General features: G+C 68.5%; 16 protein-coding genes. 3 read left to right on the forward strand and 13 right to left on the reverse strand.

Features of this window, described 5'->3' with window-relative positions; all coding sequences use genetic code 11:
* The first annotated feature begins 134 nt into the window (after positions 1–134).
* A complete protein-coding gene (lpdA, locus tag CAP_RS13080) occupies positions 135–1,541 on the forward strand; it encodes a dihydrolipoyl dehydrogenase (protein WP_044240448.1) in 1,407 nt (468 codons plus the stop codon).
* Here lpdA and CAP_RS13085 read toward each other — a convergent pair.
* Positions 1,528–2,535: a hypothetical protein gene (locus tag CAP_RS13085; RefSeq protein ID WP_044240624.1), complete on the reverse strand. Its 1,008-nt coding sequence runs from the start codon at positions 2,533–2,535 to the stop codon at positions 1,528–1,530. The two genes, lpdA and CAP_RS13085, sit on opposite strands and share 14 nt — an antisense overlap.
* Positions 2,536–2,830: 295 nt before the next feature.
* Between CAP_RS13085 and CAP_RS13090 the strand changes: the two genes are divergently transcribed.
* Positions 2,831–4,255, forward strand: coding sequence for a vWA domain-containing protein (locus CAP_RS13090; RefSeq protein ID WP_044240450.1), 1,425 nt, complete (start codon positions 2,831–2,833; stop codon positions 4,253–4,255).
* Positions 4,256–4,307: 52 nt separating this feature from the next.
* Here CAP_RS13090 and CAP_RS13095 read toward each other — a convergent pair whose 3' ends face one another.
* The 3 genes from CAP_RS13095 to rplU all read right to left on the reverse strand — a co-directional run bounded on the left by CAP_RS13095 (position 4,308) and on the right by rplU (position 5,870).
* Positions 4,308–5,141, reverse strand: a complete 834-nt coding sequence (locus CAP_RS13095) for an HAD family hydrolase (RefSeq protein ID WP_044240454.1) — start codon at positions 5,139–5,141, stop codon at positions 4,308–4,310.
* A gap of 138 nt (positions 5,142–5,279) precedes the next feature.
* On the reverse strand, positions 5,280–5,540 hold the full coding sequence (gene rpmA / locus CAP_RS13100) for a 50S ribosomal protein L27 (protein WP_044240457.1): 261 nt from the start codon (positions 5,538–5,540) through the stop codon (positions 5,280–5,282).
* Positions 5,541–5,561: 21 nt separating this feature from the next.
* Positions 5,562–5,870 (reverse strand): 50S ribosomal protein L21, encoded by a 309-nt coding sequence (gene rplU / locus CAP_RS13105; protein ID WP_044240460.1) that lies wholly within the window; start codon positions 5,868–5,870, stop codon positions 5,562–5,564.
* A gap of 341 nt (positions 5,871–6,211) precedes the next feature.
* Between rplU and CAP_RS52240 the strand changes: the two genes are divergently transcribed.
* On the forward strand, positions 6,212–10,030 hold the full coding sequence (locus CAP_RS52240) for a hypothetical protein (protein WP_197041153.1): 3,819 nt from the start codon (positions 6,212–6,214) through the stop codon (positions 10,028–10,030).
* 257 nt (positions 10,031–10,287) lie between these two features.
* Here CAP_RS52240 and hxsA4 read toward each other — a convergent pair whose 3' ends face one another.
* The 9 genes from hxsA4 to CAP_RS13155 all read right to left on the reverse strand — a co-directional run bounded on the left by hxsA4 (position 10,288) and on the right by CAP_RS13155 (position 20,014).
* Entirely contained in the window at positions 10,288–10,533 is a 246-nt protein-coding gene (gene hxsA4 / locus CAP_RS50300) for a His-Xaa-Ser repeat protein HxsA4 (RefSeq protein WP_044240473.1), read from the reverse strand.
* Positions 10,534–10,576: 43 nt separating this feature from the next.
* Positions 10,577–12,076 (reverse strand): His-Xaa-Ser system radical SAM maturase HxsB, encoded by a 1,500-nt coding sequence (gene hxsB, locus CAP_RS13120; RefSeq protein WP_052375002.1) that lies wholly within the window; start codon positions 12,074–12,076, stop codon positions 10,577–10,579.
* Positions 12,073–12,345, reverse strand: a complete 273-nt coding sequence (locus CAP_RS52245; protein WP_044240476.1) for an HxsD-like protein — start codon at positions 12,343–12,345, stop codon at positions 12,073–12,075. The genes hxsB and CAP_RS52245 overlap by 4 nt, the downstream gene beginning before the upstream one ends.
* On the reverse strand, positions 12,342–12,917 hold the full coding sequence (gene hxsD / locus CAP_RS13130) for a His-Xaa-Ser system protein HxsD (protein ID WP_044240479.1): 576 nt from the start codon (positions 12,915–12,917) through the stop codon (positions 12,342–12,344). The genes CAP_RS52245 and hxsD overlap by 4 nt, the downstream gene beginning before the upstream one ends.
* 16 nt (positions 12,918–12,933) lie before the next feature.
* A complete protein-coding gene (locus tag CAP_RS13135) occupies positions 12,934–14,733 on the reverse strand; it encodes a MopE-related protein (RefSeq protein ID WP_044240481.1) in 1,800 nt (599 codons plus the stop codon).
* A gap of 12 nt (positions 14,734–14,745) precedes the next feature.
* Positions 14,746–15,711, reverse strand: coding sequence for a radical SAM protein (locus tag CAP_RS13140; RefSeq protein ID WP_044240483.1), 966 nt, complete (start codon positions 15,709–15,711; stop codon positions 14,746–14,748).
* Positions 15,711–16,652 carry a radical SAM protein gene (locus CAP_RS13145; RefSeq protein WP_044240486.1) on the reverse strand — a complete coding sequence of 314 codons (942 nt, stop codon included), beginning with the start codon at positions 16,650–16,652 and terminating at the stop codon, positions 15,711–15,713. The genes CAP_RS13140 and CAP_RS13145 overlap by 1 nt, the downstream gene beginning before the upstream one ends.
* The gene (locus CAP_RS13150) at positions 16,652–17,176 is read right to left on the reverse strand and encodes a hypothetical protein (RefSeq protein ID WP_044240489.1); all 525 of its coding nucleotides are present in this window, start codon (positions 17,174–17,176) and stop codon (positions 16,652–16,654) included. Before CAP_RS13150 ends, CAP_RS13145 begins: the two co-directional genes overlap by 1 nt.
* A 195-nt stretch (positions 17,177–17,371) precedes the next feature.
* Complete coding sequence (locus tag CAP_RS13155; RefSeq protein ID WP_052375005.1) at positions 17,372–20,014, reverse strand: ATP-dependent Clp protease ATP-binding subunit; 2,643 nt, start codon at positions 20,012–20,014, stop codon at positions 17,372–17,374.
* Between the last annotated feature and the right edge of the window lie 15 nt (positions 20,015–20,029).

Genomic DNA, 20,029 nt, shown 5'->3' on the forward strand with positions numbered 1-20,029 from the left:
TCGTGTAAGCCGGCCTCGAGCTGGACGCCCTTGAACCGTCCGGCTTGTCCTGCCGGGGTACGCTCCCCACGTTCTTGATGTGCGGGAGCGCTCTCGATGAGCGCCCTGGTGAGAGTCATCGAGCGGAGATCAGGATGAAGACCTACGACGCCATCGTCATCGGCGCGGGCCCCGGCGGATACCCCTGTGCGATCCGCCTCGCCCAGCTCAAGCAGAAGACCGTCTGCATCGAGAAGGAGTCACCGGGCGGGGTGTGCCTCAACTGGGGGTGCATCCCGTCGAAAGCGCTGATCGGGGCGGCCCACTTCTACCACAAGGCCAAGGATGCCGACTCCATGGGCATCCGCATCGGCAGCGTCGAGGTCGATCCCGGCAAGCTGCAGGACTGGAAGGAAGGCATCGTCAAGCGGCTCACCGGTGGTGTGCGCGGCCTGCTCAAGGGCAACGGCGCCGACCTCGTCATGGGCAACGCGCGTATCGTCGGGCCCCGCCAGGTGGAGGTGACGCAGGCCGACGGGACCGTGGAGAAGCTCGAGGCCACCAAGGCCATCGTCATCGCCACGGGTTCGAGCACCATCGAGCTGCCGTCGTTCAAGTTCGACGGCAAGCAGATCATCGGCGCGAAGGACGCGGTGAGCCTGCGCGAGATCCCGAAGCGCCTCCTGGTGATCGGCGGCGGGATCATCGGGCTCGAGCTGGGGATGGTGTACCAGGGCTTCGGCTCCGAGCTGACGGTGGTCGAGGCGCTGCCCGACCTGCTCACCGGCACCGATCCGGAGTGCACCAAGATCGTCGAGCGGCGCCTCCTCAAGCGAGGTGCGACGATCCACAAGAACGCGAAGGCGGCGGGGTACGAGAGGCTGGCCGATGGCTCGATCTCGGTGAAGATCGATCAGGACGGCAAGCAGATCACCGCCAACGTCGATGTGGTCCTCGTGGCGATCGGGATGAGGCCGAACTCGAAGAACCTGGGGCTCGAGCAGGTCGGGGTGACCATCGACCAGCGCGGGTTCGTCCCCACGGACCGGTCGTGCCGCACCAACGTGCCGTCCATCTATGCCGTAGGCGACGTGAGCGGCGTGCCGATGCTCGCCCACAAGGCCACGAAGGAAGGTGAGATCGCGGCCGAGGTGATCGCGGGACACCATGCCGAGAAGGACTGGGTGGCCATTCCTGGCGCGGTCTTCACCGACCCGGAAATCGCCAGCGTCGGCCTGACGGAGGCCGAAGCCAAGGCAAAGGGCATCGAGATCTCGGTGGGGAAATTCCCATTCGCGGCGCTCGGGAAGGCCATGGCCATGAACGAGACCGAGGGCTTCGTGAAGGTGATCGCCGACAAGAAGACGAAGCAGGTGCTCGGCGTGCACATGGTCGGCCCCGACGTGAGCACGATGATCAGCGAAGCGGCGCTCTCCCTGGAGATGGCCGCGTTCCTGGAGGACATCACGCTGACGGTGCACCCCCACCCGACGCTGGGCGAGTCCTTCATGGAAGCGGCGGCGCACGCGATGGGCGCCGCGGTTCACATCATGAACCGGTAGCTCGGACGCGACGCCGGGCTCCCAGAGGGGGCTCGGCGCTGCGGCGCTCGAAGCAGTCGTCGGGGATGCCGCGCCCCTCGCGCACGAGGCGGGTGGCCGCGACGAACGAGGCGGTCACCGGGTCGTGGTAACCGCTCGCGCTGGCGAGCCCTTCCACCTCGCGCTGGTAGTGCCGCACGACGCGCGCCATCAGCACTTCTCTCACGTACTTCCCCACCATCGACGCCAGGGCAACGCACAGGTCCGAAGCGTCGCCATCGCGCACGAAGGCGATCTCGCCGAGATCCGGGAAGCGGTAGGCGCTGCGGGCGCGGCTCTCCTCCAGAACTGCGTGCAGGCGCCCCGCGAGGGGGCCGAACGCGCCCGAGTACTTTCCGAAGCCGCCGACCTTGCCGCAGACCGCGGAGACCTCCGCACCGGCCACGTCGCGAAGGTCGAGGAAGAGGCGTTCCATGGCGTGCAGGTCGAGGACGAAGCGGTTCTTCCCGGCGAGGAGGCCGTCGTTCAGGCGACGTGTGCAGAGAATGACGGAGCGGACCGCGACGATCTCGACACCGCGGGCGGCGAGCCGGTCGAGGTCGTTGTGGATCGAGCGCAGGAGCGGAGCTTCCGCCTCGAACGCCTCGCCCTCGTTCGACCAGCACTGGGACGTCACGTGGTTGGGACAGGGTGACCTGAGCGTGCTCTGGTCATCCGCCGAGATTGCGTGGATCAGCGCGTCGGGCGAGGTAGCGTCCGTGGTGCGACCCGCCCCGCGCTGGACCAGCACCCGGGCCCACGCCTCCCCGAGCGCGACGTCGCCGTGGGCCACGAACTGCTTGGAATCGCCGAGACGCTTCGCCAGTGCCCCCTGCGGCGCACGGCCGGCGATCGACCAGCCATCTTCGTTGACCCGTGCGAGCACGGCCGTGACGATCATGGGACCCAGCCGAGGGCCGAGGCCATTCTCATCCGCGCCGACGCGGTAGCGATACGCGGGCCCCTCTGCCTGCATGACGTCCTCTTGCCACACGCACCGGCACGTGTCTCCTGTCAAACAGGCGCTTCCGGTGATGCAACCCGTGTTGCCTGTGTCCCCGTGCTGACAGAGGAATTGCACGTGCCGCAGCCCTCATGTGGGTCGCGGCGGGTTCTTCTGCTCACCCATTGGTCCCGACAGGATTGTGCGCCATCATGAGGGAAAGCGGGTCCGAGCCCGCAAGGCGGTCATCGTGGCACCTGGGATGCGGTGGGTACAAAGGACAGCGCTGGGGTGCCTCCTCGCATCGCTGACGAGCTGCTCGACGCCCGTGCTGACCCGTGACGGGAAGCTCGTCTTCGCCGAGGGGGGAGTCCGCGGCGCCTCGGTACTGACCGCGAATGGCGTGGAATTCCTGGACGCGGCCGAGACACCCAGCCCAGTCATTCGGAGGAGCGCCGACGAGCCCTGGCAGCCGGCGACCGGGTTTCTGCTCCCCCGCAGCGGCGTCTGGCGCGAGACCTCGCGGCCCGTGGCAATGAGTGGTCCTGGCCTGGCCGTGGTGCTCCGCACGAGTGACCACCTGGTGCCCTCGTGGGGCGGCGAGATCCTGGTGCGCATCGACGCGCTGGTCCCCACGGAAGCCTTCCCCGAAGCGAACACCAGACCGCCGCGGTTCCTCGCCGTCGTGCTGGATGGCCACGCCGCAGCCATCGCCTCGCTCGCAGAGGTGGCACTCGACAACGTCGGCCAGCGAGACAGGGTGACGATCCTCGACGCCACGCCTGCGCGCATGGTTCTCCCCCTCCTCCCCGGCTCGCACCGGACGTTGCTGGGCGCCGCGGTGCAGCGCGTGCTCTCCCACCGTCGCCGGGCACCCTCGCCGACGAAGGGTGCTCTCCCGCAGGCCCAACCGGCCTCTGGACAGGCAAGCCTCGCCGCGGCCCTCGCGCTCGCGCGAGCGCAGCTCGTCAAGCGCGCGACCGCCCAGGCCTCGACGGTCGAGCGTCAGGTGCTCGTGGTGACGGATGGCGCGGGCCTCGCTGTCGACGACGCGCGTCTCCGACGCGAAGTGGAGGCGATGCAAGCCCAAGGCATCCGCGTCACCGCCGTGGGAGCTTCCGACCAGCTCGACGACGACGCGCTGCGCCCACTCGGTGACGACACCTACGTGGGTGGTTCCCAGGAAGAGCGCGAGGATGCGGTCGCCGAGATGATCCCTCCGCCAGGTGACGTGGTCCTCCAGGACGTGGAGCTCACGCTGGCTTCCGCTCCTGCCCCCCTGCGCGTGCTCGAGCTGTCGGGGGGCACCAGCGCGCTCACTCCGGAACTCGATCGCATCTTCCTCGACGAGCTCTACGCAGGCGAGGCGCGCACGGAGGTGGCCCGTGTCGTCGTCCCTGTCTGGGTTCCCGGAGAGACCCTGGACATCCAGGTGGGCGCCACGTACCGCGACGCGCGGAGCGGGGAGCGGCTGACCTCGCAGAACACGATCCGCTGTCGTTACTCCTCCAACGTGGAGCGCATCGCTGACGCACGCCACGGCGATGTGATCGCATACGCGTCGGCGTTGGCCATGGTGCGGAGGCTGCACCGCGCCTTCCTGGGCAGCCAGCTCGATCGCGTCGGTGGGCTCCGCCCCATCGTGATGTGGCAGGCGCGCTCACTGGCAGCACTGTCGAGGGCACAGAGCGACCCTGTGCTCGGCTCTCAGGCGGAAATCCTCCACAGCCTGCTCAATGCGCTCGAGGACTGAGCCTCGCGCCGCTGGTGCGTCGTGATCAGGAGCGCCGCGCCTCTCACGCGGCTCAGACGCCGAACGCTCTCCGTATCGCTTCGGCCACGCCTCCCCCCACGTCACCGTGCGCTTCGAGCCTGTCCGTTGCCTCGTCCTTGACCGCTTCCGGCGCTTGCACCATCGCGAAGGAGCGCCCGGCAGTCCGGAACATCGGCACGTCGTTGAGCCAGTCTCCCACGACCACGACATCGCTCGGCGTGCACCCGTGGTGCTCGGCCAGCCAGGTGACAGCAGTTCCTTTGGTCGGTCCAGCAGCGCGCACCACGAGCCCGTAGACGTCCTGTTTACGGCTCACCGGGAACGAGGTCACGAACGCCGCCTCGCCCAGCCCTCCCTCGATCTCGGTGTGGGCATCGCGAATGTGCCCCTCCAGGCCGACCATCACCAGCGCCATGACTCCCTGCGCGTGCTCCCACGAATGATGCCTGGCGACGCGCTCCACCCTCTCGATGGAGGGGGACCACGTGCTCACGTAGGGCGCAAACGCGTCTCCGGCGTTGTCGTGGATGATCATGTCCTGTGCGAACAGGAAGCTGGCGGCCAGGTTGCCCGCGGCAATGCGCTGCAATGAGGCCGCCGCCGCTCCGGAGAGGGTCTGCAGGTAGTGGTGCTCTCCGCCCTCCGCGTCAGCGATAAGGCTGCCATCCACGCAGGCGATGGGCCCCGAGATCCCTGCACGCCGTGCGACGTCGCGCGTGCCCGAATAGAGCCTTCCGGTCGCGATGGTGACCGGCACCCCCGACGCTCGTAGTCGCTGGATCGCGCTCAGGTCCTCGGCGTGGATGCTGCCATCGCGACGGACCAGCGTGCCATCGACGTCGAGGGCGAGGAGCTTGTACGCCATCGTTCCTTGATCCTCAGAGAGAAGCTGCATGTGCAGCCTGGGGAGCGCCCCGGACTGCGGACAGCCGTGGTCCAGAAACGACTCAGGGGCGCAGCCAGCATTGCTGACAGCGCCCCTGGGGGTTCGACGAGGATTCGCTCAGGGAGAGAGCGGGTAGATCGACACCTGCTTCTTGGTGTTCGACTTCCACTCGTACTTCACGATGCCATCCACGAGCGCGAACAGCGTGTAGTCACGGCCCGTTCCCACGTTGCGGCCCGCGTGGATGGAGGAACCCACCTGGCGCACCAGGATGTTGCCCGCGCGGACTTCCTGCCCGGCGTAGATCTTCACGCCTCGCTTCTGCGAGCTCGAATCGCGGCCGTTTCTGGAGGAGCCGCCACCTTTTTTGTGAGCCATCGCTTGTCCTGCCTCTGTGAATTAACCGGTGATTCCGGTGATCTTGAGCTCGGTGTACGGCTGGCGGTGGCCGGCCTTGCGGCGGTAGTTCTTCCGCCGCCGGAACTTGAAGATCACGATCTTCTTGCCGCGATCCTGCCCCGTGATCTCTGCCGCGACCGACGCCCCGCTCACGAGCGGCTGGCCGATCTTCGGACTGTCTCCGCCAACGAGGAGGACCTCGCTGAAGGTGATCTTGTCGCCTGCGTTGCCGGGAAGCTTCTCGACCCGGAGCCTCTGTCCCTCGGCGACCCGGTATTGCTTGCCGCCCGTCCTGATGACCGCGTACATGATTTCGCTTCCTGGAACATGATCACGGCGGTGTTGCCGTGTCATGGCTTCGAACAAGGTTCAGTGGAGTGGGGCACGTGGCGCGTCCTCACGGACGTACCGGAATCGAGCACCCGGAACACAGGGGAGCGGGAGTATACGGACCGGCATCCCGTTGGCAAGACTCCGCGAGCGCGGATCGCGCCTTCCGGGGTGACTGGATCGCCACTCGCCCTCCAGGGGCGAGAGACCGCACCTTCGCAGAATCCCGGCATCTGAGGGCTCCCGGGCAGTACCATATGCTGGGGGGAGCGTTCAGCCTCTTCTGAACTCCGCACGCTTGGCGTTCTTTCGGAGGGACCATGCCGGTTCGGGTCTCCTTGTATCAATGGCTCTGGCTCGTGGTTGCGGCTTCCGTCGCCCTGCCCTGGATCGGGTGCGGTTCGGAGGATAGCCCTCCCATCCCCACGGGCACGGGCACGACAGGAGGACCTGGAGGGACGGGTGGCTCCGGCGGTTCGGGAGGAGCGGGTGGCCCTGGAGGAGGGGGCGGAGCAGGCGGGATCGGAGGCGGCATCGGGGGCTCCGGTGGCAACGTGACCTGCGACGCGGGAGAGAAGGACTGCGAAGGGCAGTGCGTCCCGGTGGACGATCCGCAGTACGGCTGCTCCGACACGGGGTGTACCCCCTGCGACCTGCCGGGCGCCGAGGCGCTGTGCACGAACGGTACCTGTCAGATCGCCACGTGCGATGCAGGCTTCGAGAACTGCGACGGTGACGACACCACGGGCTGCGAGACCGACATCAACGGCGATCCCGACAACTGCGCCGCATGTGGCGCCGCGTGCGTGACGCCGCACGGCGATCCGCTGTGCAACGCCGGGACATGCGTGATCGATGCCTGCCAGGCGCCCTACGAGGACTGCGACGGCGCCGCGCAGAACGGCTGCGAGACGATCGTCGGCTCCGATCCTCAACACTGCGCCGGATGCAACATGCCCTGCGCTGCCGGCGAACAGTGTCAGGGCGGGGTGTGCGGGGTCTTCTGTGACCCCGGGCTCGCCAACTGCGACAACGACCCGCAGAACGGCTGCGAGACGCCGCTCGACACGATCGACAACTGCGGGTTCTGCGGAGATGCGTGCGATCTCGCCAACGCGGAAGCGGCATGCGTGGGCGGCGCCTGCCAAGTGGACACCTGCAACGCAGGCTACGCAGATTGCGACGGGCTGGCCGACAATGGCTGTGAGACCAGCATCGACGGCTCGGCGCTCGACTGCGGGGCCTGCGGCGTCATCTGCCCGGGCGGCCCCCACTCGACGCCCGTTTGCGTGCAGGGCTCGTGCGAGCTCGCATGCAACGGCGGGTTCGAGGACTGCGATGGCATTGCCTCCACGGGCTGCGAGAGCGCCGTCACCGTCGACACGCAGAACTGCGGGACCTGCGGCGTGGTGTGCACGGCTCCGAACGGGACACCTGTCTGCGTGGCCGGTCAATGCGACGTGTCGGCCTGCGCCCCTGGCCATGCCGACTGCAACGGGGCACCGGGGGACGGCTGCGAGATCAACACCCAGACGACCGTCGCCCACTGCGGTTCTTGCGGCAACGCTTGCCCCGCCATCGCCAACGGCACCTCGACGTGCACGGGCGGCACCTGCGGCCTCACCTGCCAGCCTGGCTTCGCGGACTGCAATGGCAACCTCGCGGACGGTTGCGAGGTCAATCTGCAGGGCAACACGGCGAACTGCGGGGCCTGCGGCACGACCTGCGGCATCGCGAACGGTACGAGCGCCTGCACCGGTGGCGTGTGCACGGTCGGCGCTTGCAACCCTGGCTTCGCAGACTGCAACGGCGCCGTGGCGGACGGCTGCGAGACCAGCACCAACACCAGCCTCAACGACTGCGGGGGCTGCGGGTTGACCTGCCTCACCGCCAACGGCACCCCGGTGTGTGTCGGGGGGAGCTGCCAGATCGGTTCCTGCAATCCGGGCGCTGGGGACTGCAACGCCAATCCGGCGGACGGCTGCGAGGTCAACATCTCTGGCAACGCCAACCACTGCGGCGCCTGTGGCACCCAGTGCACCGTCGCCAATGGCAGCCCTCTCTGCTCGAACGGTACCTGCCAGGTGGGGGCGTGCGCTCAGGGCTACGCGAACTGCGACAACAACCCCGCCAACGGCTGCGAGATCCACGTCGCGAACAATCCGGGGAACTGCGGGGCGTGCGGCGCCACCTGCACTGTCGCGAACAGCACCCCGGCCTGCGTGGGCGGGACCTGCCAGGTGGGCACCTGCAACGCCGGCTACGGCGACTGCGACGGCTCTGCAGCCACGGGTTGCGAGACGAACCTCCAGAACAACGTCGCGAGCTGCGGGGCGTGCGGCAACACCTGCACCGCCGCCAACGGCACTCCGGCCTGCACGAATGGCGCCTGCACCATCGCCTCCTGCAATGCCGGCTGGGGCAACTGCGATGGCAACGCCGCGAACGGCTGCGAGACCAACCTCCAGAACAGCCTCGGTAGCTGTGGCACCTGCGGGAATGCCTGCACTGCTGCCAATGGATCTCCCGTGTGCTCGAGCGGCACCTGCGGCATTGCTTCCTGCAACGCAGGCTTCGGGAACTGTGATGGCAGCACTGCGAATGGCTGCGAGACCAACCTCCAGAACAACCTCAACAACTGCGGCACCTGCTCCACCGTGTGCACCGCCGCGAACGGCTCGCCATCCTGCTCTGGCGGCGCTTGCGCCGTCTCGTCGTGCAACACGGGCTGGGGCAACTGCGACGGCCAGGTCGCGAACGGCTGCGAGACCAACCTCCAGAACAACCTCGGCAACTGCGGCACCTGCGGCAATACCTGCAGCACGGCCAACGGCACGGCAGCGTGCACCTCTGGCACCTGCGCCGTCGCCTCGTGCAACGGCGGTTTCGGCAACTGCGACGGCCAGGTCGCGAACGGCTGCGAGACCAACCTCCAGAACAACCTCAACAACTGCGGCACCTGCGGCAACGTCTGCTCCGTGAGCAACGGCTCCCCCACGTGCGCAGGGGGTGGTTGCGGCATCGCGGCCTGCAACGCTGGCTGGGGCAACTGCGACGGCCAGACCGCGAACGGCTGCGAGACCAACCTCCTCTCGAACACCAGCCACTGCGGTGCCTGCGGCACGGCCTGCGTCATGCCCAACGCGGTCGGCGCTTGCGCCGCTGGCGGCTGCGTCATCGCGGCCTGCAACCCCGGCTATGCCGACTGCGATGGGCTGGTCGCCAACGGCTGCGAGGTGAACACCCAGACCAGCACCAACCACTGCGGCGTCTGCGGCAACACCTGCTCGGCCCAGAACGGCACCGCGGCGTGCCTCTCAGGCGCCTGCACCGTGGCGAGCTGCAACCCCGGCTTCGGCAACTGCGATGGCGTGGTCGCCAATGGCTGCGAGACCAACCTCCAGAACAGCACCGGCAACTGCGGCACTTGCGGGAACGCCTGCTCCGCCGCCAACGGCACTCCGGCCTGCACGAGCGGTAGCTGCACGGTGTCGTCCTGCAATGGCGGCTTCCAGAACTGCGACGGCATCGCCTCGAACGGCTGCGAGGTGAACATCAACACGAACGCCGCCAACTGCGGCGGCTGCGGCAACGCCTGCACGTCGGTCTGCGCGGGCAACGTGAGCGCGACGACCTGCTCCGCAGGCTCCTGCGACATCACTGCCTGCAGCGGCAGCTACCAGAACGTCGATGGCATCTGCACCACGGGTTGCGAGTGCCTGTCCTCCAACGTCAGCGCGACCTGCAGCCTGCCGGCGAGCCTCGGGACGGTGAACGTCGGAGGCCAGACCACGACTTCTTCCAACCTGGTCCCTGCCGGCAAGGAGAACTGGTACGTGATCAATTTCACCGGCAACACCAACGCCAACTACCACCCTCGCGTGCGCTTCACCTCGAACCCCGGGAACGCATTCCGGTTCGACGTCCGCACCAACTGCGCGGGTGGAACGATGGCATGCGGTGTCGAGGGAGGCGTCAGCAACGGCCTCACGGACTGGGAGACGTACCACCCCGCGGCGAACGGCTTCAACCAGCCCGTCCCCCCGGCGGGGAACAACGGGCAGGTCCTGATCCGCGTCTACCGCGTGGCGGGCGCACCGGTGAACTGCACGGACTTCACCCTCGCCATCTCCAACTGACGAGAAAAGCGCCGCATCGATCATCCCATCGGTGCGGCGCTCTCTTCCTGCACGGCGTCTTTGATCGGCTGACGCACCAGCGCCGCACCGATCAGCCGATCGATGCGGCGCTTTCACGCGCGCGAACGCGCGGCAGTTTCTCCATCCACGCTCCGCCGACGCAGAGCCCAACGCTGCTTCCGCGGAGGCGCAATGTGCACCTCCGCCCGCGACCGGCCTCCCATCCCCCCGAGTGCGGGGCTACCAGCTTGACGGGGCTACCAGCTGCCGTGGCTGCCGTGGCTGCCGTGGCTGCCATGGCTGCCGTGGCTGCCGTGGCTGCCGTGGCTGCCGTGGGAACAGTGCTGTGCCGGGATCACACCACCCTCGGGATCGCCCATAGAGCCCATCTTGTCGGCATCCCCGGTCGCTTTCTCGGCCATGTCTGCCTCGACCCGCGACAGCATCCCGCCTGGTTTTGCCGAGAAGCTCGGCAACTTGCCGTTTCCACCGTTGTTCGACATCTCGCGCCTCCCAGTCTGCGCTGCGCGCTTTCCTCAAACCTGGCTACGACGCTGCGGGTGTATGGAGGAAGTGTGAACGCTCCCGCACGGTCGTCCACCGTCGGAGCGTCTCGACCGTCTGCGGATCATCCTCCCGCAGTTTCCCGAAGATGTAATCCTGTATTCCCTTGTGCACGGAGCACAGCGTGCTCTCTCGCATCCGCCCGAAGATTGTTCCCTGCGTCCTGTAGCTGTGCTCCGGCTGGATACCGCAGTACGGAGCGTAGGTGCAATTCACGCAGTCTGGCTGCACCTCCCGGATCGAGGCCATCACCAGAGCCCGCACCGTCTCGTGCTTCATGAGCCCCCGGTAGGTCGCCGTCCGCACGTCCCCGATCAGGAAGGCGTCGTCGCCGGTCTCGTGCAGCATCCTTCCCTCGTCACTCGTGAACACCTTCCCATCGTAGTTGTAGGCAAGGGCGCCGATCCCAGAACCGCTCGGTGAGCGGATGTCGAGGAAGTTCGGGTCGTCGTCGCCGAGGATCTTGGTCAGGAAGATGGCCGCATAGCGCTCCAGCACCTGCACGCCCTTCCGGTTGAGATCCAGGATGTGCTCCACGGCGGTCCGGTAGAACTCGTGGAACGCCGCGCGATCGTACTCCACGATCTGCGCCGTCTTCCCTGCGAAGCCGAACGGGTCGACGGGCCGGAGGAAGATCGCGCGGCAGCCGAGGTTCACGTATGCGTCGACGATCTCGCGCGGGTACTTCAGCGCCTCCCGGGTCGTCGTGAGCAGCGCCTCCACGTGGTACAGCGTCGGGTCGAGCCCGAGCTCCTCGTAGCGCTTGTTGATCCGCTCGATCCAGCGCACCGCTTGCGCGTGTGCGTTGCCCCCGACGAGCTTCCGCTGCTTGTTGTGGAGGATCTCGGGCCCGTCCACGCTCGTGCAGATCTGCACCCGCTTCTCGACGAGGTACGAGAGCTTCTCCTCATCCATCATCGCGAGGTTGGACACCATCGTGAAGCCCAGGTCCTTGCCGTAGGCGCGGTTCCTGGCGAGCGCGTACTCGATCACGTGACGCATCACGGGGAAGTTCACGAGCGGCTCCCCGCCCTGGAACTCGATCGTCACCGAAGGCGACGTCGACTGCAGCGCCAGGTCGACGCATTTCTCGCCGATCTCGGGCGTCATGTCGGTGTGCACCGCATCCATGTTCGCCCGGCTCGCGTGGCAATAGACGCATGTCTCGTTGCAGCGAAGCGTCACCACGAAGATGTGCAGGTTCGGCCCGTAGTCGAGGAAGCGACGCTTGTGGCGCATGCGGCTCCCGAGCGCCTCCACATCGATGGCGGAGCGGAGGAAGTTCCTCTTCGCGAGGCGCTCCTTCATCTCCTCGGGGATCTGTCCGCGCACGAGCCCCTCGAGCTGGGGACGGCTCACAAACACCCAGTCTCCCCACTCGTTCGTGAGCAGCACGTCCTCCCCGACCTGCCGGAAGCGGATGGGGACGAGATCCGCTGGCGGCGCAGGCCGCGCGCCGAGCTTGACGAGATCGATGTTCACGCTTCCTCCCCGCCTGACGCGAGGGCCAGCGCGTCCTCGGGCATGCGGCTTCGCTCGATGGTCTTGCCGAGCGCGTAGTTGGCCAGCTCGGACGCCAGGGTCCAGGCGTCGATGCCCTCTTCGATCGCGTGCGGCGCAGGCGTGAACCGCACGATCCACGCCTGCTCCTCTCGCGCGAGCTCGGCGCTCAGGAAGTCTCCGTAGGCCTTCACGGCCTCGTCGACCGCGAAGCCGTCATAGAGGTCTTCGTGGAACCTGACCTCGATCACGGCGTCTCCCGGTCGACCGCCGTGCCGTCCGCCACGCCACTGGAGGCGTTACCGTCGGCGGTGCCACCGTCTGCAGCTTGGCCCTCGCTGCTCTTGTTCTTCTTCTTGCCGTACTTGTCTTCCCAGCTCATCGCGATGCCGAGCGGGTCGTCGAATGCCGTGTCGTCGCTGATGTCCATCGCGAGCAGCTCGTCGAGCCCGGGCGGACCTGCCGCACCGCCGAGCGCGCGGGCCGTGACCGACTCGATGAGCTTCCGGTTCTGCGCGGCGATCTCCTGGCGCCACGCCTGGCCAAGCAGCTCGTTCTGCAGCTCGCCCGCGAGCGCCTCGCTCAGCGCTGGCCCCCCGCGCTTCGCGCGTAGCGACACCTTCACGCGCCCGTCCCCGACGCGGTCGAGGTGAACGTAGCAACGGTCGATGAAGACGTATGCCGCGCCGTAGATCACGTCCTTCGGATAGAGCTGCTCATCCAGCTCGATCTCGATGACGTGCGGCTTCGCGGGGGCGGCGGGTTCTCCCTTCTCGCCCTCCGAAGGCTCCGTGGTGGCTGTCGCGGCGCTGGTGCTGCTCATGAACGGGATCCCCGGCCTAGTTGGTGTTGGTGGCGGTCACGGTGTAGTTCGTGCACGTCGGAACCCCGCTGGCGCGGTAGACACGCACCCGCACCGTCGACTGACGCGGCGTGTAGTCCGTGCAGCAGTTGGGCCCGCCGGTGTAGCCACCGTAGTTCTGTTCCCAGGTCGACACGTTGATGCCGTTCTCGTTGTTACCGCCACCCGTGGTCGAGCAACCTGCGGCCTGACCAGCGCAGTTCACCATCACGTCCATCCGGTACTGACCGCCGCCCGAGTCGGTGAGCTGGACCTTGGGTCGGTAGGGCTGGCCCACGTTCGGCACGGTGAAGTTGAACGTGAGCCAGTCGCTCCCGGAGGCTGTCTCCACCTTGCCGCTCATCGTCGTCGTCCCGCCGAGAGGGACGGCCACGGAGCCCGCCACGCTGCAGCTCGTCGCCCACGAGTCGGTCACGCACTCGCAGCCATCCGCCGACGCGCCGTTGATGTTCGCGTAACCGCCGTTGCAGGTGGTGATCTGGCACGTGCCCGTGGTGCACGCCCAGGCCTGCACGTTCCCCGCGCCCGGGAGCTGCGCGGCGCAGGCGTTCGTCGCGTTCATCTCGTCGACCTGCCCGTTGCAGTTGTCGTCGAGGCTGTTGCACAGCTCGGCCTGCGAGCCGGGGGCTACCACGGGATTGCAGCTCATCGCCCCGTTCGCGCAGAGCGTCGCGCCAGTCGCACACACGCCGGGCGCACCGCTCTGGCAGGGCTGGTTGTTCAGCAGAGACGGGTCGTCGATGGTCCCGTTGCAGTCATCGTCCTGCCCGTTGCACGTCTCCTGGATCGTCCCTGGCAGCGGGCCGCTGCAGGCGAGCTGGAAGGGAGCCGACGTCGGGCACACGTTGGTCCCGAACTGGCAGATGCCCAGGTATCCCGGCCGCGTGCACGCCTGGCCCACCTGCGGGATCCCCTCGTCCGCCACCCCATCGCAGTCGTCGTCGAGGCCGTTGCACGCCTCCGTGAGCTGCCCTGGCGCGATGATCGGCGTGCAGACCACGCCGTTCACGCCGTTGCAGGCGGTCACCCCGTTCGCGCAGAGCCCCATCAGGCCCGACTGGCACTGGTTGCCGCCCCCGGGATTGCCCTCATCGACGTTGCCATCGCAGTTGTTGTCGAGACCATCGCAGCTCTCGGGCACGGGCGACCCTGCCACACACTGGATGTTCCCGTTCACGCACTGCTCGGTGCCGTGCCCGCACTCGCCGAGCGCTGGCGCCTGACAGCTCGCGCCGCCCTCGGGGTTGCCCTCATCGACCTGACCGTCGCAGTCGTCGTCGAGACCGTTGCACGTCTCCGGGAGCTGAGCGGGCGTGGTGACGACCTCGCAGGTCGACCCGTTCGCGCCGTCGCACGCCGTCACGCCGCTCGAGCAGATCCCCGACAGACCCGTCGGACAGGGGAGCCCGTCGAGGGCCTCGTCGACATCGCCATCGCAGTCGTTGTCCACGCCATCGCAGACCTCGGGCGTCGCCGCGCACCCGCCGCCCGCGCCGCCCACACCAGGAGCGCCGCCTGCCCCGCCGGCACCGCCGAGCCCCCCTGCACCGCCAAAGCCACCCGACGCTCCGGAGCCTCCTCCCGAGGTCGTGGTGGAGGTCGTGGGAGTCGACCCGCCCACCCCCGGTCCGCTCGTGGTGGTTCCCGTGGGCGTCGTCACCGTGTCGCTCTCGGCGCACGCCATGAGCACCGTGCCCGTCAGGAGGCACGAGAGCGCGGCGAGCACGAGGGTGCCGGGGCGACGTTGCCGAGTGATGACCTTGCCTTCGAGATTCATCTCCTCACCTCGTCAACCTTCCCCCGCGAGCACGCGGCGGATGATGGGCTCTTTCGGCACGAACACGGGGGCAAGCTCGTCGAGGTCATACCAGTCTCCCAGCTCGAAGAGCCCTCCGCAGATATCGTTGAGGGTGCACTGCTGACACGCCTTCGCCTTGGGGTGGCGGAAGTCCGTCTGACGGACGGTCCCCTTGTCGTCCAGGAAATGGACGATGCGCTCCTCCCCCTTGATGATCTTGCGGGTCTCCGTCGAACAGTGCGCGAACTCGGCCATGAAGCAGAGCGGCACGCGCTCCACCCTGAAGGTGCGCTTCTCCTTTGCGAGGAAGCGCATCGCCCCGTCCAGCGAGACCTCGAAGTCACGGAGCCGGTGCGCCGTGTCCCGGTTCGTCTCGGCGCGCCCCATGGACGGGTCGAGGTTGTTCCACACGAAGTGGCGCAGGAACGGGAAGCGGCCCACGAAGTACCGCACGTTCTCGTCCAGGTGATCGCAGTTGAAGGCGTTGATCACCGTGTTGATGTTCACGGTCACCCCGGGCCCTCCTGCCGCGCGGTCCTCGGCGTCGAGCGCACCGAGGTTCTCAAGCGCGCGCATCGCCAGCGCGAACGACCCCTTCACGCCCGTGAGAAAATCCTCGACCTCTGCACGGCACGAGTGGATCGAGACGTGGTAGTGACGCAGCCCCGCCTCGACGAAGCGCCTCGCCGTCGCCTCGTCCGCGATCTTCGAACCGTTCGTGATCATCCGGACGTGGAGCCCACGCTCCACCGCGTAACGCGTGATCTCCGGCACGAGCGGTGACAGGGATGGCTCCCCGCCGGTGAGGATGATGCCGAAGTAGCTCCGCGCGACGAAGTCGTCGATCTCCCGCTGTGCCGCCTCGAGATCGAGGACGTAGGGCGTCTCGGGGTTGGAGCAGAACCGGCAGTACTGGTTGCAGTGCCGGACGAGCTGCATGTAGCCGATGTTCGCCATCAGCCCGCGCCCTCCTCGCCGCGCATCGCGGTGTGCTCGCCACCCGAGCGCTCTGCGTTGAACAGCCCCGGGAGGATCTGCCGCAGCTCCGAGCCCGTCCGGCGCTCTCGCGAACGCGACTCGGCCCGCGCCGGCATGGCCCGACCGAGCATGGGCAGGCTGACCCGGTGCGGCGCGCGCTCCGCGACCGCCCTCGGCTGGGCCGCGTCACGCACCTCCTCCGCCCTGCCCTCCTCGACAGGTCCCATCCCTGCGAACCACGCCGCTGCCCCCTGACCGCCCTCGCGATCCCCCGCGCGCCATGCGAGCCCCATCGCCGCCGCCTCGCTCACCGCGCGCGCCACCTGGGGTGCCACGAGCGCTGCGGTGGGGATCACCCGATCTGCCGCGCGCGCCGCCCGGCCGAAGCGTGACGCCATGGAGAACTGGATGGCCTGCGCCCCGAGCGCTCCCGCGAGCCGGGCGACCTCGGAGAGGTGCCGGAAGTTCGAGCGGGTGACCACCGTGGTCACCCCGACCGCGATCCCCTCGAGCTGTGCGTGTTTGAGCCCCCGCACCGTCTGCCCGAAGCTGCCCGGCGTATCGGTGTGGTAGTCGTGCATCGGCGCGCTGGAGCCGTGCAGCGAGGCGTCGAGCGTGAGCCGCGCCGAGGCCTCCCGCAGCGCCGCGGCGTACCCTCGGTACGCGAGCCTGCGCGCGTTGGTCTGCACCACGATCCGTGCCGCCCCGCGGGCTTCGGCTTCCTTGATCCACGCGGGGAGGTCCTCGCAGAGCGTCGGCTCCCCGCCCACGAACGCGACGGTCTCCCCCGCCGTGATGGCCGCGAGCTCGGCCTCCACCTTCCCCGGCCGGAGCGAGAGTTCCGTCTCCGCACGCAGCTCTCCCTGCGCGCAGAACACGCACGCATTGTTGCATGCGAAGCCGAGGAGAATGAGGCGCATCAGCCCTTCGCGTGCCCGGTCGCCGGCAGCAGCGCCTCGCGGTGGCGCTCGATGCGCTCGGCGTACGAGAGGAACCCCGTCGCGTCGATCTCTCGCTCGTTCGCCGCGATCACCTGGGCGAGCGCCATCGCGCTGAGCCCTTGCTCCTCGCAGGTCGGCAGCCAGCCATCACCGCCATTGCACACGTGCACCGCGAAACGCTCGGTCACGCCCGGCGGCCGCGGCGCCCGGGGAGAAGGGTCGCGCGCGAGCACCTCCAGACGGAACGCTTTCCCGTCCTCGCCAGTGACGGTGATCGTCACCGCGCCGCGCGAGAGCGGCGCCACGTGAACGACGGTCCAGCGCGCGAAGCGCGACCCCTCACGCAGCGGCGCCACGAGCGCGCGGGCGCGCTCGGTGACTTCTTCATCCTTCGTCGGAGCGGCATCCGGCGTGGCCGCAGTGGCCCTGTCCACGAACGACATGGCCGCACCACTGCTCAGCACACCCACCACGAAGCGACGCGACACCGTCCGCCAGGCCATATCCAAGCCCTCCTACCTACCCCGGTCTACCCAGGATCAGCGGAATGAGGGCTCACGTCAACTTGGGTGAATTCATCGCATTATCTACCAACGCGACGCGTCACGCGCGGTGCCCTCCCAGGGCTTCCACCACCTCGGCGCGGGACGTGGCGCATGGTGTCGTTCCAACGAGATGCGCCGTGCCCATGCCGCCCCTCAGGCCTTGACAAAGGAGAATCGGTCGTCCTTCACGTCCACCTGCACCACCTGCCCCGACTTGTATCCCCCTGCGAGCAGCTCCTCGGCCAGCGGATTCTGCAGCTCCTTGGTGATGGCGCGCTTCAGCGGGCGCGCCCCCAGGCTCGGCTCGTAGCCGAGATCCACGAGGCGGCTTTTCGCCTCGTCGGTGAGCGCGAGCTTGATCTCCTTGTCGGCGAGCAGCCGCTCCAGCCGCCGGAGCTGGATGTCCACGATGCCCCGCAGGTCGTCCTTGCTGAGCGCCTTGAACGTCACGATGTCGTCGATGCGGTTCAGGAACTCCGGCCGGAAGAAGCCCCGCAGCTCCTCGAGCAGCACGTCACGGATCGCCTCCCGCCCGTCCTCCGTCGACCACAGACGCGCGTCGGTCTCCAGGATGCGCTTCGACCCGATGTTCGAGGTCATGATCACCACGGTGTTCGAGAAGTCGGCGGTGCGCCCGCGCCCGTCGGTGAGCCGCCCATCGTCGAGGACCTGCAGGAGCAGGTTGAAGACGTCGGCGTGCGCCTTCTCCACCTCGTCGAACAGGAGCACGCTGTAGGGCCGCCGCCGCGCGGCCTCCGTCAGGAACCCGCCCTGCTCGCTGTCGGCGTATCCCGGCGGCGCGCCGATCAGACGCTGCGCCATGTGCCGCTCCATGAACTCGCTCATGTCGAGGCGGGTCATCGCCTGCTCGTCGTCGAACAGGAACTCGGCGAGCGCCTTGGCGAGCTCCGTCTTCCCCACCCCGCTCGGCCCGAGGAACAGGAACGACCCGATGGGCTTGCCGGGATCGCGCAGCCCCACCCTGCCGCGGCGCACCGCCCGCGAGATCGCCCGCACCGCCTCGTCCTGCCCCACCACCCGCTGCGCGAGCCGGCCCTCCATCTTCAGGAGCTTCTCCGCCTCGCCTTCGAGCATCTTCGCCACCGGGATCCCCGTCCAGTCTCCCAGCGTGGCCGCCACGTCCCCCTCCGTCACCGCGTTCGAGGACGACGCCACCCCCTCGCGCTGCGCCGCCTCCTCGGCCACCTGCAGCCTGCGCGCGATCTCCGGGAGGGTCACGTGCTCGAGCTCCCCGATCCGCGCGAACACCCTGTCCCGCTGGGCCACCTTGAGCGCGGCTTGCGCGTCCACGAGCTCCTTGCGGATCGCCTGGATCGCGGCGACCACCCCCTGCCGCGATGCGGCCCGGGTGCGCATCTCCTGCACGCGGGGCTCGATCTCGGCGAGCTCCTTCTCCAGCCGCCCGCGCGTCTGCACGCTGAGCTTGTCGTCGTCGTCCGCGAGCGCCGCGATCTGCGCGCGCAGCGACTCGGCGCGCCGGCTCAACAGATCCAGGTCGGCCGGCACCCCGTCCACCTCCACCCGCTTCCGCGCCGAGGTCTCGTCGAGCAGGTCCACGGCCGTATCCGGCAGGGCCCGGTCCGAGATGTACCGCTTCGCCAGCACCACGGCCGCCGCGATGGCGCTCTCGCCGATGCGCACCCGGTGGTGCGCCTCGTACTTGGTCGCGATGCCGCGCAGGATCTCGGTCGCCTGTGCGATCCCCGGTGCCTCCAGGGTGATGGTCGAGAAGCGCCGCACGATCGACGAATCTCGCTCGTTGATCTTGCGCAGGCCCTCCGGGGTGCTCGTGGCGATGATGCGGATCTCCCCGCGCGACAGGAGCGGCTTGAGCAGCTCCCCCACCCCGGCGCCCGTCACCCCTTGCCCGAAGAGCGCGTCGAAGTCCTCGACCACGAGCATGCTCTCCGCGCTCTGATCGGCCCGGAGCTTGTCGACGATCTGCTTGAGCCGCTGCTCGATCTCTCCCCTGAGCTTGGCCCCGGCGACCAGCGCCCCGGTGTCCAGCTCGTAGAGGTGCGCCCCCGCCAGGTTCGAGGGCACGTCCCCCCTTGCGATCCGCTCGGCGAGCCCCCGGATCAGCGCCGTCTTGCCCACCCCCGGCTCCCCCAGGATGAGCGGGTGGTTCTTCGCCCGCCGCTCCAGGATCTGGAGCAGCCGTCGCGCCTCCAGATCCCGCCCGATCACCGGGTCGAAGCGCCCCTGCCGCGCATCCGCCACGAGATCACGCACGAACCCCGTGGCCTGCCCCGGTGCTCCTGCGCCACCTGCGCCCGGTGACGACTCGTTCACGACCACCGCACCTGCCCCGGCCTCCCGCGCAGCCGCCTCCAGCGCCCCGAGGTGGGGCCTGAAGGCGCCCGGCCCGATCCCGTAGGCAGACAGGATGTCCCCGGCGGGCCCCCGGATCTCCTGGGCCAGCGCGTTCAGGAGGTGCTCGACCCCCACGCTCTTCGCCTTGTCCCGCGTGGCCTCGCGCTCGGCGCGCCCCAGCAGATCGAGCAGCCTGGCGCTGAGGTACGCCACCGCCCCGGGGTGCTTCGGCAGCTTCTTGAGCGAGGCGTCCGCCAGCGACAGCGCCTCGTTGGGATCGGCGCCTGCCCGCCGGAACACCTCCCCCACCCCGCGATCCCGTTCGAGCAGCCGGTAGAGCAGGTGCAACGTGCTGACTTCCTGATGCTGACGCTCGTCCGCCACCTGCTGCGCACCGGAGACGATCTGCCGCGCATCCTGGGTATACCGATCGAGGTGGATCGTGTCCTGTGACTCCGCCATGGTCGCGAGCCTAGC

The organism is Chondromyces apiculatus DSM 436 (assembly GCF_000601485.1).
In the GTDB taxonomy this organism is placed as follows: Bacteria; Myxococcota_A; Polyangia; order Polyangiales; family Polyangiaceae; genus Chondromyces; species Chondromyces apiculatus.

Bases quoted from the DNA above. Each gene is read 5' to 3' on its own strand.
- lpdA (WP_044240448.1), top strand. From the start codon at position 135: ATGAAGACCTACGACGCCATCGTCATCGGCGCGGGCCCCGGCGGATAC.
- CAP_RS13085 (WP_044240624.1), bottom strand. From the start codon at position 2,535: ATGCAGGCAGAGGGGCCCGCGTATCGCTACCGCGTCGGCGCGGATGAG.
- CAP_RS13095 (WP_044240454.1), bottom strand. From the start codon at position 5,141: ATGGCGTACAAGCTCCTCGCCCTCGACGTCGATGGCACGCTGGTCCGT.
- rpmA (WP_044240457.1), bottom strand. From the start codon at position 5,540: ATGGCTCACAAAAAAGGTGGCGGCTCCTCCAGAAACGGCCGCGATTCG.
- rplU (WP_044240460.1), bottom strand. From the start codon at position 5,870: ATGTACGCGGTCATCAGGACGGGCGGCAAGCAATACCGGGTCGCCGAG.
- CAP_RS52240 (WP_197041153.1), top strand. From the start codon at position 6,212: ATGCCGGTTCGGGTCTCCTTGTATCAATGGCTCTGGCTCGTGGTTGCG.
- hxsA4 (WP_044240473.1), bottom strand. From the start codon at position 10,533: ATGTCGAACAACGGTGGAAACGGCAAGTTGCCGAGCTTCTCGGCAAAA.
- hxsD (WP_044240479.1), bottom strand. From the start codon at position 12,917: ATGAGCAGCACCAGCGCCGCGACAGCCACCACGGAGCCTTCGGAGGGC.
- CAP_RS13135 (WP_044240481.1), bottom strand. From the start codon at position 14,733: ATGAATCTCGAAGGCAAGGTCATCACTCGGCAACGTCGCCCCGGCACC.
- CAP_RS13140 (WP_044240483.1), bottom strand. From the start codon at position 15,711: ATGGCGAACATCGGCTACATGCAGCTCGTCCGGCACTGCAACCAGTAC.
- CAP_RS13145 (WP_044240486.1), bottom strand. From the start codon at position 16,652: ATGCGCCTCATTCTCCTCGGCTTCGCATGCAACAATGCGTGCGTGTTC.
- CAP_RS13150 (WP_044240489.1), bottom strand. From the start codon at position 17,176: ATGGCCTGGCGGACGGTGTCGCGTCGCTTCGTGGTGGGTGTGCTGAGC.
- CAP_RS13155 (WP_052375005.1), bottom strand. From the start codon at position 20,014: ATGGCGGAGTCACAGGACACGATCCACCTCGATCGGTATACCCAGGAT.